General features: G+C 39.6%; 15 protein-coding genes. 4 read left to right on the plus strand and 11 right to left on the minus strand.

Going from position 1 to position 16,599, the window contains the following annotated elements; all coding sequences use genetic code 11:
- Positions 1–35: 35 nt before the first annotated feature.
- The 11 genes from AC0YNZ_RS23420 to AC0YNZ_RS23470 all read right to left on the minus strand — a co-directional run bounded on the left by AC0YNZ_RS23420 (position 36) and on the right by AC0YNZ_RS23470 (position 11,831).
- Positions 36–728: a hypothetical protein gene (locus tag AC0YNZ_RS23420; RefSeq protein ID WP_475828907.1), complete on the minus strand. Its 693-nt coding sequence runs from the start codon at positions 726–728 to the stop codon at positions 36–38.
- Complete coding sequence (locus AC0YNZ_RS23425; protein WP_475828908.1) at positions 718–1,272, minus strand: sigma-70 family RNA polymerase sigma factor; 555 nt, start codon at positions 1,270–1,272, stop codon at positions 718–720. Before AC0YNZ_RS23425 ends, AC0YNZ_RS23420 begins: the two co-directional genes overlap by 11 nt.
- 413 nt (positions 1,273–1,685) lie before the next feature.
- Entirely contained in the window at positions 1,686–2,159 is a 474-nt protein-coding gene (locus tag AC0YNZ_RS23430) for a cupin domain-containing protein (RefSeq protein ID WP_475828909.1), read from the minus strand.
- Positions 2,160–2,728: 569 nt separating this feature from the next.
- Positions 2,729–3,739 carry a LacI family DNA-binding transcriptional regulator gene (locus AC0YNZ_RS23435; protein WP_475828910.1) on the minus strand — a complete coding sequence of 337 codons (1,011 nt, stop codon included), beginning with the start codon at positions 3,737–3,739 and terminating at the stop codon, positions 2,729–2,731.
- Between the two features lie 133 nt (positions 3,740–3,872).
- Positions 3,873–4,538, minus strand: a complete 666-nt coding sequence (locus tag AC0YNZ_RS23440) for an HAD family hydrolase (RefSeq protein WP_475828911.1) — start codon at positions 4,536–4,538, stop codon at positions 3,873–3,875.
- 23 nt (positions 4,539–4,561) lie between these two features.
- A complete protein-coding gene (locus tag AC0YNZ_RS23445; RefSeq protein WP_475828912.1) occupies positions 4,562–5,596 on the minus strand; it encodes a LacI family DNA-binding transcriptional regulator in 1,035 nt (344 codons plus the stop codon).
- Positions 5,597–5,859: 263 nt separating this feature from the next.
- Positions 5,860–6,846 (minus strand): ABC transporter permease, encoded by a 987-nt coding sequence (locus AC0YNZ_RS23450; RefSeq protein WP_475828913.1) that lies wholly within the window; start codon positions 6,844–6,846, stop codon positions 5,860–5,862.
- A complete protein-coding gene (locus AC0YNZ_RS23455) occupies positions 6,836–8,368 on the minus strand; it encodes a sugar ABC transporter ATP-binding protein (protein ID WP_475828914.1) in 1,533 nt (510 codons plus the stop codon). Before AC0YNZ_RS23455 ends, AC0YNZ_RS23450 begins: the two co-directional genes overlap by 11 nt.
- A gap of 64 nt (positions 8,369–8,432) precedes the next feature.
- Entirely contained in the window at positions 8,433–9,506 is a 1,074-nt protein-coding gene (locus AC0YNZ_RS23460) for a sugar ABC transporter substrate-binding protein (protein WP_475828915.1), read from the minus strand.
- Positions 9,507–9,552: 46 nt separating this feature from the next.
- Entirely contained in the window at positions 9,553–10,299 is a 747-nt protein-coding gene (locus tag AC0YNZ_RS23465) for an SDR family oxidoreductase (RefSeq protein ID WP_475828916.1), read from the minus strand.
- Between the two features lie 56 nt (positions 10,300–10,355).
- A complete protein-coding gene (locus AC0YNZ_RS23470) occupies positions 10,356–11,831 on the minus strand; it encodes an aminoacyl-histidine dipeptidase (RefSeq protein ID WP_475828917.1) in 1,476 nt (491 codons plus the stop codon).
- Between the two features lie 257 nt (positions 11,832–12,088).
- Between AC0YNZ_RS23470 and AC0YNZ_RS23475 the strand changes: the two genes are divergently transcribed.
- From AC0YNZ_RS23475 to AC0YNZ_RS23490, 4 genes are all read left to right on the plus strand, one after another.
- On the plus strand, positions 12,089–12,607 hold the full coding sequence (locus AC0YNZ_RS23475) for a cupin domain-containing protein (protein ID WP_475828918.1): 519 nt from the start codon (positions 12,089–12,091) through the stop codon (positions 12,605–12,607).
- Positions 12,608–12,610: 3 nt separating this feature from the next.
- Positions 12,611–13,015 carry a cupin domain-containing protein gene (locus tag AC0YNZ_RS23480; RefSeq protein ID WP_475828919.1) on the plus strand — a complete coding sequence of 135 codons (405 nt, stop codon included), beginning with the start codon at positions 12,611–12,613 and terminating at the stop codon, positions 13,013–13,015.
- 687 nt (positions 13,016–13,702) lie between these two features.
- Positions 13,703–15,292: a spore germination protein gene (locus AC0YNZ_RS23485; RefSeq protein WP_475828920.1), complete on the plus strand. Its 1,590-nt coding sequence runs from the start codon at positions 13,703–13,705 to the stop codon at positions 15,290–15,292.
- Positions 15,289–16,476 carry a Ger(x)C family spore germination protein gene (locus AC0YNZ_RS23490; protein ID WP_475828921.1) on the plus strand — a complete coding sequence of 396 codons (1,188 nt, stop codon included), beginning with the start codon at positions 15,289–15,291 and terminating at the stop codon, positions 16,474–16,476. The genes AC0YNZ_RS23485 and AC0YNZ_RS23490 overlap by 4 nt, the downstream gene beginning before the upstream one ends.
- Positions 16,477–16,599 lie beyond the last annotated feature (123 nt).

The following is a 16,599-nucleotide window of genomic DNA, read 5'->3' on the forward strand; positions in this document are numbered from 1 at the left end:
GGTATCTGCTTCTTCGAGGTAAAAGCTTTTCTCACTTAAAGCGTTGCCGACAACGCCATCTTCATCGCTTCATCTCCCGCGATTGACCCGGTTACGCCAAAATGGATATCTTCCATCGTCCAGAACAATTCAGTCATGCCCGGTTGTTCGAATACGAATCCGTCCACTTCGCCCACTTTCGTCTTCGTAAATAGCTCGGCCGGATAGACGGATGCCATGCGGCTGGCCGAGAATGTCACCGTATGCTCGCCCGACGTATACGTAAAAGTGATATCTCTAGTTGGTTGACCCGGCATCCCCACTGCTACCATCTCCGTCAAGGTGTACCCTTTCGGTACAAAAGACGGCAGCAGCAGGCCTTCTCCAAAAGACGCCTTTGCTTCTTCGATCGAACCAAGCGTCGTTGTCGTCAATTGAGTTACATCTGAACCGGCGATGCCTCCGTTCATCTGTGCAGGAGATACATTCTCCGTCGTACTGTCCACAGGCGCCGGAGCGCTCGGTGGTTCTAGAATCGGGATGGCCACAACGATTATGGCCGCTGCCACCAGCCCCACCGCCGCCACCTTCCATGATTTCGCAAGCGTCCATTTACGCCTTGCCCTCTCAGCGGCCGCTTCTTGACGAATCTTCCGCTTCAGTTGCTCACTCATCTCCATACTCGAAAATAACATTTCATCAGACTCCTTTCTAAACTGTTGACGCAGCTCATGATCCCTATCCGTCATGAATGGTTCCCTCCTTACCTATCTCGCGGGCGAGCATTTCTCGCGCCCGATGCAGTCTGTTGCGTACTGTTCCTTCCGGCGTGCTCATTGCTTCTGATATCTCCCGCGTGTTGAGGTCCGCGTAATAATATAAGTACAACGCTTCCTGATACGGTAACGGTAGGCGAAGCACATGCTGAAGCACTTCGCTCTTCTTCAGCCGTTCGAGCGCCTCATCTTCCACGCTGATCGTTCGGCCGAGCTCCAACTTGTCTGGCTCGGTCGGCTGTTCCGTGAACATGAGAACACTCATTTTGTCGCGGCATACGTTGACTGTGATCGTCGTCAGCCACGTCTTGACGGCACTGTCGCCGCGGAAGGTGCTCCACTTTCGGTACGCGCGCAGGAAGACCTCCTGGCTAATATCCTCGGCAAGATGAGCATCGCCCGTATAGAAAAACGCGGTCCGTATGACAATCGTGCCGAATTCGTCCATGAGCTGCTCCAGTGCTTGCGTGGGGTCTTTCGCAAAATCATCCTTATGTCGACTGCCGGTCGGCTTCACGTGATCACCACCTTCACCTTATTAGACGGTCCGAGTGCGAAATCCGCTGCAGATATAGTCACGGTTACGTAATTCGATATATGTTCTTGTCCTCAATCGGCAAACGATATATGTTCTTGTCATTAGCTTTTGACTAGAACATATATCGTTATAACAAAAAAAAGTCGCTTTTCCGCGACTTTTAAGCATATATGTTCTTGTCAACCGACAGTTACCGTCGAGCTATTTAAAAGGGCCTTTTTCTCCAAAGCGTTGTTGAATCCACCCAGGATCGAATAAATTAACCCCTTCCCAATATGATATTTCATTTTTCAGTACGTCATATGGATTGACCATAAGGTATGTTTCAGGAACCTCACTCATATTAATATCATTCGATTCTTGTTGTTGCGATTGCTTCCAAAGCCACTCATCTAATTCACCTCTTCGATTAATTTTGTAAATATTCTCATCTTCCCTGGAAATGCAGATGGAGGTCCTTCTTTCAGCCAAACTTTAGGGGCAATGGCGAATAAGATAGTGAGCACTTCATCCCCGAAATTATAGGCTTTATGGTAAACACCTTCGGGAATTAATAAAGATTCGCCTTTATTGATCTCAAGTGTTAGACCTGTATTCGGATTCAATTCATGAAGCGTTCCGTTTAAAATATAGTAAACCTCATCACCTGCATGAATGTCCGGTGGATCGAAAGATGCTCCTGGCGGTATTTGAAAGATGCCTACACTTAGTTTATCCAAACTTGCAATTAACCAATTTAAGTCGCTGGCATATGGATTTTCCGGGGTGTAAATAAACATCTTCATCTGTTCTCTAGACATTTTTAACGGTTTTTTTTCCGAAGGTTTAAAAGGGAAGTTCTCAAAATACGCAGGCTTTTCTGCCATATCACACTCTCCTGTTAATTAAATCTTGAGTTAATATTTTAAATTGTATCCAGTATAACTGAAAAAAATATGAGTAAGAATCTACCTGGCATGTTTGTAGTATCCGCTAAAAAGTGCAGAGATATTCCGATTTGAGAGCCTCTATAAGACTCATATACAGATTAGGTCAAAAAAAAGCGCAAAAAACCAAAGAATGGTTCTCTGCACTCCAAAATTTCCAATATATAATTACGGTAATGGAACCTTACTTCTAAAACGTCGGCCGTTTCGCACCTTACGCACCGTTTAAGATTTGATAGACATCACACTTTCACGTATTATCAGTGTAGTATTAATTTCAGTTTTATGGACAGCTCTATCGTCGTTTGTAATAATGTGAAGCAAACGATTTACTGCAGCAATTCTGATTTCACTACCCCAGCACTCAAGCGTATCTATATTTTCACAAACGTTACTACAATAAAAGTGTATACCAAATAAGCCACTACACTTTAAGATGATTATTAAGCGGCCTTCCGTTATCTATTTATGGGATATTTGGTATTTAAAACTAAAAGAATTTTAAATCATTAATTCTTAATGGATTTAACGCTTTCCCTGACGATCAGCTTAATCCCTACCTCAACCTTATGGATCGTTTTGTCATGATTCTGAATTTTGTATAAGAGTCTGTTGACTGCAGCATTGGCCATTTCTCCTGGAAAAAGTTTGACTGAAGATAATCTCGGGTCGCTGATTTCACAAAATGGCATATCGTCGAAAGCCACCAATGAGAGATCATTAGGAATATTTAAGCCATGGTCTTTGATCGCTCGAATAGCCCCGAAAGCGATAACGTCATTATCAACAAATACAGCTGTCGGTAGCTCTCTGTTTTCATTAAGTATTTTCTTCATATCCCGATAACTACCTTCAAATGACGGTTCAAGGAAGTATTCAAATTTATTTTCTGGTGCTATATTACGTTCCTTGAGTGCGTCTTCAAAACCAGCTCTACGCTCACAGAAATTATTAATTTTAAATGAACTACGAATGTAGCCAATTTGGGTATGTCCTTGTTCAATCAAATGAACCGCTGCTGAATATGCGCCTTCATAATTATTGATGGTTACCGAATCGATACTTCTATGTTTAAATCTACTGTCAATGAGAACCATTGGCAATCCAATATCTTCGAACATTTCAATATCTTGCTCTAACATTTCCGTCGCCAAGATTAATAACCCAAATAAACTTTCTCCATGTAACGCTTTACGAATGGTTTCGTGGGTATGTTCAGATCCTGTAATATGGACGATGGAGGTGTCAAAGCCATGTTTCGTAAAACTTTGTTCGATGACTGCGATAAGCTCCGAGAAAAATGGAGTATCAGTAACTATGGTACCGCTTCTTTTATATATGACAAATTTAATACTATCGTTCTTACTTGATTGAGGTTTCAAATAACCAAGCTCCGTAGCAATTTGCTTCACTAGTTTTTTTGTTTCTTCATTTATGCCTTTTTTTTCATTAAGGGCATTAGAGACTGTGCTGGAAGAAACACCCGCTTTTTTTGCAATATCATGTATGGTTATTTTCATTAACGCATCCCCCTGTGAAGCAGAAATGATAAAATTCTGTACGTCGTTCTACAGTTGCCCGTATTATCTATTTTAACGCATTATGCTCTTTATAACCAACTCTGCTTCATCAGAGGTAAAAAAAAAGTAACGGTTAGGATGGATATCCAATTATACATTGTTTAAAAAGCTTGTGGAGATCTGTAATACTTGATAATTTATAATGTGGCGGTTGGCTATATCCAATCGATTGTCTCGTCGGCATCCACTGTGCACCAACTGTAATTACTTGTGCAGCATATCCCGCCTTAATATCATCATCGCTGTCCCCAACAAACAACGTCTCATCGCTGCGAGCACGTATAACAGACATAGCTTTTAGCAATCCCTCAGGAGAAGGTTTATGTTCGGTTACATCATCCCCTGTTATAATGACGTCAAACGTCACATCGAAATTAAGCTTCTTTAATGAAATATCCAGACTCTTTCTATTTTTACCGGTAAATAGCCCGATTTTTGAGTCCGTTTTACTAAGTTTCTGTAATATTCCATTAATATCTAAATAATGGCTTACATATTGATCATGAAACTTCTCATAAAGTTCAAAAAAAGTTTGGATAGCTTCCTTCTTTTTACTTGTGTTAAGCAAATACCTTTCAATTATCCCGGTTTCGGATGGACCGCACATCGCCAAGAAATCACGCCTGCTCAATACCCTCCCATCATACTGAAAGAAAATCTGGCCAATGCAATGTTCAACAATAGCCAAGGAATCCGATAATGTTCCATCGAAATCAAAAATAACATGCTTAATCCGCAAATGTCTTCTTCCTCTCAAGACTATTACTTTTTACCACAATAATTTGCAAATTGTATATGCTTCGTAACGCTTTCTCTCTCAATCAATTTCGTATTTACTACAATTTTGTTGACAGGTGAATCATGACTGTCTATTTTATATAACAATCGGCTTACAGCCATTCGGCCAATTTCTCTTGGGTATACCCGATTAGAAGTTAGAGGAGGATCATTGATTTCACAATAGGGCATATCATCGAAGGAAACGATGGATATATCGTTTGGAATCGTGAGCCCATGTTCTTTAATTGCCTTTATTGCTCCAATTGCAATGACATCATTATCAACAAACGCAGCTGAAGGCAGGGGAGATCCATGTTCCAGCATTTTTTTCATATCCCTGTATGCACCTTCGAAGGAAGGTTCTAAAATATATTCATAATATGTTTCAATCGGCAACCCATTATCGTTCAGAGCATCCTGATAGCCGGTCTTGCGCTCAGAAAAGTTGTTAATATTCATATTAGCCCTAAAATGACCAATGTTACGATGCCCTCTATCAATCAAATATGCAGTAGATCTATAGGCACCTTCATAGTTATTTATCGTCACTGAATCTACGTTTCGATTTTTAAAACAGCTATCCATTAAGACAATAGGTACAGAAACTTCTTCGAATAAATATAAATCCTCGGATAACATTTCTGTTGCCAATATTAGCAAGCCTGAAAAACTATCATCTCTAAGTAAATTAGAAATAGTTTCATAAGAATCATCCGATTCAATATAGTGTTGAATCGACGTTTCATAATGATGCATTGTGCAATTTTTCTCTATAGCCTCAATTAATTCTGAAAAAAAAGGTGTATCTGATACGATGATTCCATTCTTCTTATAAACAATAACTTTTATTTTTTTTGACATAGGTGTTTCAACTTTAAAATAACCCATTTCCTGAGCTAATAGCTTAATTTGCTTTTTTGTAACCTCATTTATACCTTTTTTGTTGTTTAGTGCATTAGAGACAGTACTCGGAGATACTCCCGCTCTTAGAGCGATATCATTAACCGTTATCTTCATTGCCTTCCATCCTCGGACTTCTATATTAGTTATTTCAGAATAGATAAAATCTCGTGCATAGGTGGAAAATTTGCGCTGAGGAAGCGTTTCGGACATATAATCTTGAATTTTTAATGGAGCCGTTTACGCAAAAAGCTCATATACAAATCGGTTACACATGTTTACTTATTCCGATTAAACTTTCACACAAATTTGGATAATAAAATATTCAATGCTCCATTCCAGCTATTGCTGAAATGGAGCCTTTTCGGTTATAAGAACAATTACGCTTTTACTGATTTCTTACTTCCGAATTTATCCAAAGAAACCGCAATCAAAATAATAATTCCTATAACGACCTGATGCCAAAATGTACTAACGTTTAAAAGGTTTAAGCCATTACGGACAACAGCCATGAGAATTGCTCCAACGGCTGTCCCAAACAAAGAGGCTTTACCACCAGTTAGGCTTGTGCCTCCGATTACTACAGCTGCAATAACATCTAGTTCGTAACCGTTGCCTGCTTCAGGCATAGCCGCTTCTAGCCTAGAGGTGAGAAGCATTCCAGATAATCCAGCGAATAAGCCGGTAAGTGAGTAAACCAACACTTTCATTTTAGAAATATGAATACCAACCAACCTTGCTGCCTCCTGATTGCTCCCAATGGATAGCGTATATCTACCGAATCGGGTCCAATAAAGAAGATAATAGCAAAGTAAAAACACTATGATCGTAATAATTACTGGCATAGGTATTCCAAAGAAGTAGGATTGTCCAAAAACACGAAACTCATCATATCCTAAACCCGAAATAGGAATCCCATGTGTATAAACCATAACGACGCCTCTAATAATAATCATCATCGCCAAGGTTGCTATAAAATCCGTAATGCCCATTTTTACAATGAGTAATCCGTTTATACAACCGATTGCAGCACCAAGCGCCATACCTATGATTATTGCTAGATAAATATTGACGCCGTTTTGGATCAAATCTGCAATGACTACGCCACATAATGCTAAATTTGCTCCAACTGAAAGATCAATACCGCCCATTCCAATGACAAATGTTGCAGCAAAGGCTATGATAGCAATAAATACTGCCTGTCTCATTACATTTGTAATGTTGTCAACAGTTAGAAAGCTCGGAGCTGTAAAGCTTAAGACGCAAACCAATATGAGAAAAGCAATTAAAATGCCACCACTAGTTCCTAATTTTTTTCTAAATCCAAATACTTTACTTGGTGCTTCTGCGATTGTATTAAGAAACATTTTCATTCCCACCTGTCTTCTGGACGGTATAATAAGCTATCGTTTTCTCATCAGCATTGGGGACTTCTAATTCAGCAGCTACTTTCCCCTCAAACATAACAAGAATACGATTACAAAGACCTAGCAGCTCTGGACTTTCCGATGATACTACAATAACCCCCTTGCCTTGCTCAACTGCTTGAACGATTAATTTGTAAACATCGGTTTTGGCATTGACGTCAATGCCTCTTGTCGGTTCTTCAACGAGTAATACCTCAGGGTCAGTTAGCAGCCATCTTGCTAGTAAGACCTTCTGTTGATTGCCCCCACTAAGGTCGCCGATCAATTGTTCATTAGAACTAATTTTGATACCAAGCTCTTTTACATAAGAGTCTGTATACTGGTTCTCCAAGATCTTATTGAGCTTAGCTTTTCCTATTTTATAAATTGCAGTGATGGACAAATTCCAGTTGATGGACTGGTTAAGGAAAACACCTTCCGTTTTACGCTCACTAGGTAGGAAAGCCAGTTTGTTAGCTATTCCATCGTGTATGCTTTTAATCGTGATATCCTTTCCATTCAACCTTATTTGCCCTTGATCATACGGATCTACACCGAATAGTGAACGAATAATTTCACTTTTTCCCGATCCTGCAAGACCAGCAATCCCTACTATCTCTCCCTTTCTTAAAGTGAAAGATACATCCTCATAAACAGAACGTTTTGTCAACCCTTTAACCTCAAACAATACTTCTCCGGGCACTGACTTTTTCTCAGGGTACTGCTGAACCATTGTTTTCCCAATCATAAGATTGATAATCTTGGGCACGTCAATCTCGTCCTTGGGAGTATCTGCAATGTTTGTTCCATCACGAAGAACCATGACTCTGTCGGAAATGCGCCATAACTCATCAAGTTGATGTGAAATATAGATAATGGACTTTCCAGCTGCTTTCAATTCCTCTATAATTTGGAACAGTCGTAAACGTTCACCCGATTCCAATGCTTCTGTTGGCTCATCCATGATGATGATTTCGGCGTTTGATCCAATTGATCTAGCGATTTCAAGCAATTGTCTTTCTGATAATCTTAAATTTCTTACAGGGGTATCGATATCAATATCAACTTTGAGATCATTATTGAGAATCGACTTTACCTTTTGCCTCATTGCCTCCTTATCCAACTTGGAATAAAGAGTTGAGCGCTTCCCTTTTGAAATTTCACGATGAATAAAGATGTTTTCAACTGCATTTAAATCAAGAAATAGGCTTAATTCCTGATAAATAATACTAATACCAAGCGTTTGTGCATGATCCGCACCCATGATTTCAACACGCTGTCCATTTATGTGGATTTCGCCTTCATCTTTTAGATACGCACCACAAATAATTTTCATTAGTGTTGATTTCCCAGCGCCATTTTCGCCTACCAACCCCAGCACTTCACCTTTGCGCAGCTTTAAATTAACGCCGTTAAGTGCATAAATGCCGCCGAAACGTTTCTTGATATTCTTCATTTCCAGTACAGGGGCTACATTGTCCATTTCCAGATCCTCCTGTGATTTCCTCTTCAGTCTCAGCGTTTACCTTCAATCAGGAAACTATTTATTATTTTTGTTGCGGCACATAGATGTAGTCATTTTGATCAAACTCTTGAATGTTATCTTTATCGTAAACTTTAACTTTATCAAAAGTTTGTTTAGGAACCATTTCCCCGTCCACTACATATTTTTTGATTGTTTGGATAATATTACGTCCTTGCTGTTTAGCTCCTGTATCTACCGTAGCGGCAAATTGACCGTTTTTAATCGCAGTATTAGCTTCTTTCATATTCTCATAACCAACAATTGCTACTTTCCCATCTAAGCCTCTTGCTTTCAGGGCTTCAAGTCCACCCAAAGCCATTTCATCGTATAAAGCAGCTAATACATCAATATCCGGATGGCTTGTTAAAATGTTCTCTGTAACGGAAATCCCTTGCGCTCTTACCCATCCAGCTGACTGAGAAGAGACAACCTTAAGATTAGGATAATTTTTAATAACTTCATTAAATCCCTTCATCCGCTGTGACGTATGCGGCCCTGGCAATCCTTCCAGCATAGCGATTTTTACTTCATTTTGGTCTTTATAGTGATCAGCGATCCATTGAGCTTGCGCACGTCCACCCTCACTTTGATCATATCCAATATCGCTGACATAATACTCGTTAGTTACTACTGGAGAGTTAAAAGTAAAAATTGGGATACCTTTTTCAGCTGCTTTACGGAATAAAGGGAGCAATGCGCTCTCGTTATAAAGTGCTACCGCAATAGCATCAACGTCTTGAGAGATCCACCCCTCGATGCTACGGATCTGATCGTCTGTTGCTGACTGACTGCTTGGTGCTTGAACATCCAATTTAATTACACTTTCGCCGCCTAATTTATCAATCTCTTCTTTTACTCCTGCCAGTACCCGCTCATAATACGTATCCATAGCTGTAGGGGCAAAACCTATACGAATCTGCCCTTCCTTTTTAGTTGGGGGCGATTCTTTGCCTGTTCTACCATCAGCAGAAGCACTACTGTTTGGCTGAGCACCGCTATCTCCTTGAGAAGCAGGCTTTTTACCGTTTGATGTACTGCATGCACTTACCAAAAGAATAAAAACAATTGCTACAACGAAAAAAGAATACTTTTTCATTTATGAGCTCCCCTTTATTCGTTTTATAATAGATAATAATAAATTATTAAACACCAGGTCCGGTTAGAGGTTCATTCATGGCGCGCATACGAAGTTCAATAATGCGGGATTCTGGCGATTGTGTGCAGGAAAACAATAATGCTTTGGCTACATCCATTGCTTCCAACATACCAGAGTTAGTCATCCCTTCTTCTGTACGGCCTTTCCCAATAGCAAATTCAGTTTTTGTTGCTCCAGGACAAAGAACTCCAGCCTTTATACCCTTCGACCTAAATTCTTTATCGAGCGATTGTGCGAATCCAACCTGAGCAAATTTACTTGCGCAATAAACCGTTTCATTTGGGTATCCATAAAGACCTGCCATCGATGCGACAATCATAACCGTACCCTCTTGCTGTTCTAGCATTTGCGGTATCGCATATCGAGTAAATAGAAATGTCGAACGGACATTCGAATCCATTATGTCCTCATAATCAACCACGGATGTTTCAATCAAGGGCTTATAATTGCCAATACCTGAGTTATTAATTAAAATATCCAGTCGTCCAAAAGAGTTAACTGCAAGATCAACAGCAGCCTTTGCTGTATCCTCCAAGCGAGCGTCGCCAGCTAAAATGACGACCTCGCCTCCCCTCTCTCTGATCTGTCCTGCCAACTCTTCCAACCGTTCCTTACGACGGGCAGTCAGCACCAATTTAGCACCTTCAGCCGCAAACGTAAGAGCAGTGGCTTGTCCAATACCGGCGCTAGCCCCTGTAATTAATGCTACCTTCCCGGATAGCGCTCTTTGCATACGTTATCTCTCCTCTATAATTACTAATCAGACAAGCATTACAGTTAATTTTAGTTTTAGCGAAGATTTTTCAGAACTTCCTTCAACAACTCCCACACAGAAGCAACAGTCGTGTAATTTAGTCTTTCTTCCGTAGTATGAACTCCAAAAGCTTCCGGACCCATTGATATCATGTCAACGTTGGGAATTTTGCTAGCGAAAAAGCCCAACTCTAAACTAGAGTGCGATACTTCAACATGTGCATCTTCGTTAAATAAATCGCGGTATGCTTTTTGTGCTGTTTTAAGCATCTGCGAGTTTTCATTATATGGCCATTCTGGACAATCCGCGAAAGTAGAGACGTAAGAGCCATTACCAAGCTGCCTAGCCAACAATTGCAGTTTATGAAGAATCGCATATTTCCTGGAAGTAACTGCGCTTGGAATGGTATTAAGCACTTCCAACTCATTCTCATACGTCGTTAATATAGCAATTGTGTTAGAACTTTCAACAAGACCAGGTACATTTAAGCTCATGCTTTGTACACCATTCGGAATTAGCAATATCGCACTCAACGACGCATGGAATGATTCCTTAGTATAAACCTGTTCGATCGTTTCTACCGATGGCTCAATGAATACGTTAACGTCCGGATCGCTTACTGCAAACTCATTTTTAAAATCTTTAAACTCACGATCCACTATCTTTTTAATTACATTTTCATCTGATGGATTAATTAAAATAATCGCTTCAGCTTCACTTGGTATTACATAACGGTTTACTCCACCGCTCAAATTCGCTACCTCGATATCTGCTTCTAACGAAATGCTATTGAGCAGTCTACCAAGAAGAACGATTGCATTTGCTCGCTCCAAATGAATATCAAATTCTGAATGTCCACCTCTTAATCCGTTTACTTTCAAACTCATTACGTTAAATCCTTCTGTCGGCTTACTCCAATTGATCGGAATCAGGAATCTTGCAGAAATATCTCCTGCACAACCAGCAAATAAGCTTTTAGGATCATGCCAGTTCAAATCGATTAGTCGTTTACCCGTTACTCGTGATACATCAAAGTTTTGGGCTCCAACTTTTCCTACTTCTTCCTGAACTGTAAGGATAATTTCAAGCGGAGGATGAGGAATATCATCAGAGTCGAGAAGTGCAAGAACATAGGCCACTCCAACTCCATTATCTGCACCCAAAGTGGTTCCATCAGCTTTGATGAAATCACCATCAATCTTCAGTTTGAGGCCTTCCTTCTCAAAATCAATGACTACATTCTCATTTTTGTAACAAACCATATCCATATGGCCATGAAAAATGACAGGCTCTGAGTTCTCATAACCAGGAGTGCCTGGCTTCTTTACCAAAATGCTGTGCAGATCATCTTGAAAATACTCTAAATTTCGCTCATTGGCGAAGTTAGCAATGTAATCACTAATTTGTTTTTCGTTATACGACCCCCGCGGAATATTGCTAATTTCTTCGAAATAGTAAAAAAACTTACTTGGTTCTAAACCTTTTAATACGCTCATCTTGGCTACACTCATACTGCACACTCCCCATTAAATTTGATCTTAAATGCATCGTTTACTTAAAGAATAAAAAAAATACTGTCTGTGGTATCATAAGCAGTAGCAACAACACCTCTTTTTATATAAAATTTTACTAACTCGTTTACATTGTATATTTGAAAGTAGCCATATGTCAACGCTTTCTTTGTTTTTTTCTGCCTTTTATATAAATTTATATAAAACTTTTAATTGATTTTTTGTTGATGATCCCTATATAATAAAGTTCGTGAGGGATGCCGCACTTAAAATTATTAAATAACATTTTAGAGGAGAGTGTATCCATGGCTCAGAAGCCAGATTATTTTGAGAATTTCCCATTTAAGCCAACAGAGAAAAAAGCCGTAAAAATGACTCGAGAGCAAATGAAGAAATTTATTTATACTCCAGAAAATCCATACGCAAGCGATCTGAACTGGCTCATTGCCAGCACGGATAAATTGAGTGTTGGTATTTTTCAAGTACCTCCTGGTGCTTCATTTGATCCCCCGGATGTGCACGCAGGCGATGAAGTATATTACATCTTAAATGGAACCTTGCATGAACTAGATCCAAAGACAGGGCAAACACTTGTAGTCAATAAAGGTGAATCACTATTAATTCCGCGTGGCGTTTACCATAAAGCATATAACTTTGGACACGAGTCATTGACGATTCTTTATGTTATCGCCCCGAAAATTTGGGGAAAAGAAGGCCCACCTGCTTCATTTCCTGGTAAAGTCAAAGTATTAACTGAACTTAAGGCGGAGGTGTAATAAATGAGCCAAAATCGTATTGGAACATGGCCGATTGACGGAAAAGAAGCAAGAAAAAATGCAGAAATGATTAAGATTTCACGTGAACAAATGCTGCATACTGTTCACGGCGAAACACATCCAATTCCATTTTCGCTATTTGTAAGCAACGATCTTGTCCATATGGGTGAATTTTCGATTCCCTCTGGCGGTGAAGGTTCAAGAGCATCTGAACCTTTATCACACAAAGGTGATGCAGTCTTTTATGTCATTTCAGGCCCCGCTGCTTTTTTCCTTCCAGATACTCATGAAGTTTTCGAAGTTCATGAAGGTGAAGGTATGATCATTCCGGAAGGCACAAAATATCAATGTATTAACTACATTGATAAGGAAATTAAAGTTATTTTCTCCATTGCCCCTGGTTTATAAACAGTTGTTACAAAACATTAAAAATCCAAACTTCCCTTTACGGGAGTTTGGATTTTTCTTTTCCAATACAGCCTTTTTATCACATAATAAAATGACTGAAGTTTAAAGTAATGTAATCTAATGCGGATTTCATGCATAATGAATAAACAGTAATACAGCCGGTGAAGGCTTCTTCACCATAATTCTTTTCGGAAGCGAATTACGATTTCTGTATCGAGGTTGAAAAATTCTCCTGCTTTCTCCATCAACTTTACAAGCCCATTCTTATCTGATTAGCGAGTGATTGCTGGATAACTGCACTCCGCGAAGAACGATAAAATTAAAGAACGCACGATTTCCTCTAGACCAGTGACATAGATATTAATATTATTCTCTGTAACTGCCTCTAGCGTATTAGGTCGTTTTGTTGTTTATTTCCAAGACCTGCAGATACAACCAATCCTCAACTATTTGTGCCGGCTTCTACCCCACCTTCATTAAGACGTCGCGATCGGAATGCGAATGTCTTCCCACTCGATGCAAAGGCGGTTGTCCTAGCGGATCTGCCGGGTCACCTTGACTTCGGACGGCAAAGATCGATATTTCATTACATGGTTATGAATACCTAATTAAACAAAAGGGAACTTTAGGTTGCATAGGGTTATTTAGAAACAAACATTTAATAAACAGTTGGGAGACGAATTATAAATGTTTTCAAAAAATAATCGTATGAGTAACAAATTATTAAAAGATATCGAATTGACAAATTCAATGTCACCTAACATTCAAAATGCAGAATTAAATACTGAACTCACTATAAACGAGATGAAGCTGATAGAGATATTTCAAAATTTTTCAGATATCATCTTTCGTCCAATTGAAATCTCTTGTGAAACCAAACTACTCCTGATTTACATTGATGGTTTGAGTGATACAAAAATTCTTGATCAAGTTTTTTTAAAACCATTTCTTTTCGAGGGGTTTTCCGATGCATTGGGGGGAATACCCAAAGTTGAGCAAATCATTGAACAACAGCTTGTTGCAATCACGCAGGTGCAGAAAGTTTCAAATATCAAAGATGTAGTAAATGGAATTTTAAAGGGGAATATAGCTCTTTTAGCTGACGGAGTAAGTAAGGCTTTAATTGCGGACCTCAAGGGATTCGAAAAACGAAACATTGATGAACCATCTTCCGAATCCTCTGTTCGTGGACCAAAGGATGCATTTACAGAAACATTGCGGATCAATACAAGCCTTGTCCGTAGACGAATTCGAAGTGTAAAACTTAAAATGGAGTCGATTACAGTTGGTCAACTTTCTCAGACCGATATTGTCATTGCGTATATTGATGGAATCGCCTCGATTACAGTCATAGAGGAGGTCCGAAACAGAATCAACCGAATCCAAATTGACGGTGTAATGGGAGCAAGTTATATCGAAGAATTTATTGAAGACTTCACTTGGTCACCATTCCCGCAAGTTCAAAATAGTGAACGACCTGATGTCATTTGTTCTAGCCTGTTAGAAGGCAAAGTCGCCATTTTCGTCGATAATACTCCATATGTATTGATCGTTCCTATGACATTTTGGAGTGGTCTTCAGGCCGCCGATGATTATTACGAAAGGTCTATATACTCGTCTTTCGTTCGATTAGTACGCCTCCTTTTATTAAATATTGCATTGCTATTACCATCCTTGTATGTTGCGACCACCGCTTTTCATCCGCAGTTGATTCCTACAAATTTACTCATCAGCATTTCTGCAGCCAGGGAAGGGGTTCCGTTCCCTACCATCGTAGAAACGGTTATGATGGAATTAATGTTTGAAGGACTCCGTGAGGCGGGCATTCGGTTACCAAAGGCTATTGGTTCAGCTGTTAGTATTGTGGGAGCCCTCGTCATAGGGGAAGCTGCTGTACAGGCAGGCATTGTCTCCAGCCCTGTAGTGATTATTGTAGCTACTACTGGAATTGCATCGTTTGCAATTCCCCGCTATAACCTCGGAACTTCGTACCGCTTGCTTCGATTTCCGATGCTGATTTTAGCAGGAACACTAGGGTTGTATGGAGTAGTAGTTGGAGTTTTTACCATATTAATACACCTTCTAAAACTACGTTCGTTTGGAACACCCTATTTAAGCCCAGTAGCGCCACTTATCCCCCAAAATTTAAAAGATGTACTAATACGTGCACCAAGATGGAGCATGATTAACCGACCTGCATTGATCAGCGGTCCAAATAAAAAACGTGCGCATGAAGGACAACAACCAGGTCCTGAACGAGGTGAATCAGATAAATGAATAGAAAATTAATCTTCTTTATCATTTTCGTTTCCATGTTTTTCATCGAAGGATGTTGGGACAGTATTGAGTTAAATGATCGTGCCATTGAGCTCGCATGGGGTATTGACAAAAGCAAAAACAAAAAGATACAGTTCAGTGCACAAATAATAGTCCCGTCCAAAATAGGTAGTGGAAAAAATAGCGGCAGCGGCGGAAGCCAGAGTGATTCATATTTTGTTGAAACGGGTACTGGAAAGGATACACTTGATGCCCTCCAACAATTGCAATCTAAGTTTTCGCGAAAATTATTTCCCGGTCAGCGGCGGATCGTCGTAATAGGGGAACAACTGGCTAAACAAGGAATCAAAGATTTACTTGATATTTACACTCGGGATCCTAGCCTCAATTTACTAACCGATATTTTTATTATTAAAGGAGACACAGCTAAGAATTTTCTAGAAAGTTCATACCCGTTAGAGCTTCAACCTTCTTCTGGAGCTTCAAAGGAATATGTCCAAATGGGAGCTCAATCCAAAATGGAATTCCTAAACTTTTTACTATCTGCTACCAGCGAGGGAACATCCCCCACCATGCCTGCCATTGCATTAGGATCCCCTTCTTTAACAGAAGAGGAAAATCAGGAAGTCCCCTCCCATGCAAGTGGATTTCAAATTAGTGGGATTGGTATTTTTGATAAAGATTTGAAATTGATTGGTTTTTTAAATGAGGATGAAGCACGAGCGACACATTGGATAACGAAGAAACTAAATAAATTGATAATCACAGCATTTGTTCCCGGCAAGAAAGGATTTGTCAGCTTTGATGCAAATACAGTGCATAGTAATGTTGAACCAAACATACATGGGAACCAAATAAAAATTTTAGTCACCTTAAAGGGGCAAGGAGCAATCAGGGAAAACAATACAGGCTTAGACCTCACCCAGATTTCTAATGTTACTCTTGTTCAGAACGAATTGGAAAAACAAGCGGAACAAATTGTTCTTAAAACGATTAAAAAGGTACAAAAAGTGTATGGGAAAGATATCTTTGGTTTTAGTGATGCGATTCAACGTAGAGATCTACAACAATGGGAGTCTTTAAAGGTAAACTGGGACAAGGAGTTTTCTGAAGCTGAGATTTCTGTAAAAGTAAATTTGACCGTTCATAAGATTGGAGTAACAGGTGCATCGTTAATTGAATAACATTTGTACTTGAATACGCAGCGGTATTGCACATTACTGTGCAAAAAATCGCTGTTTTCGTTTGCAAAATAATCCGGTAATCTATTTGAATTATGGCAGCAAACAAGGCACCTATTTTTACAA

The organism is Paenibacillus sp. J2L1-98, from assembly GCF_056269405.1.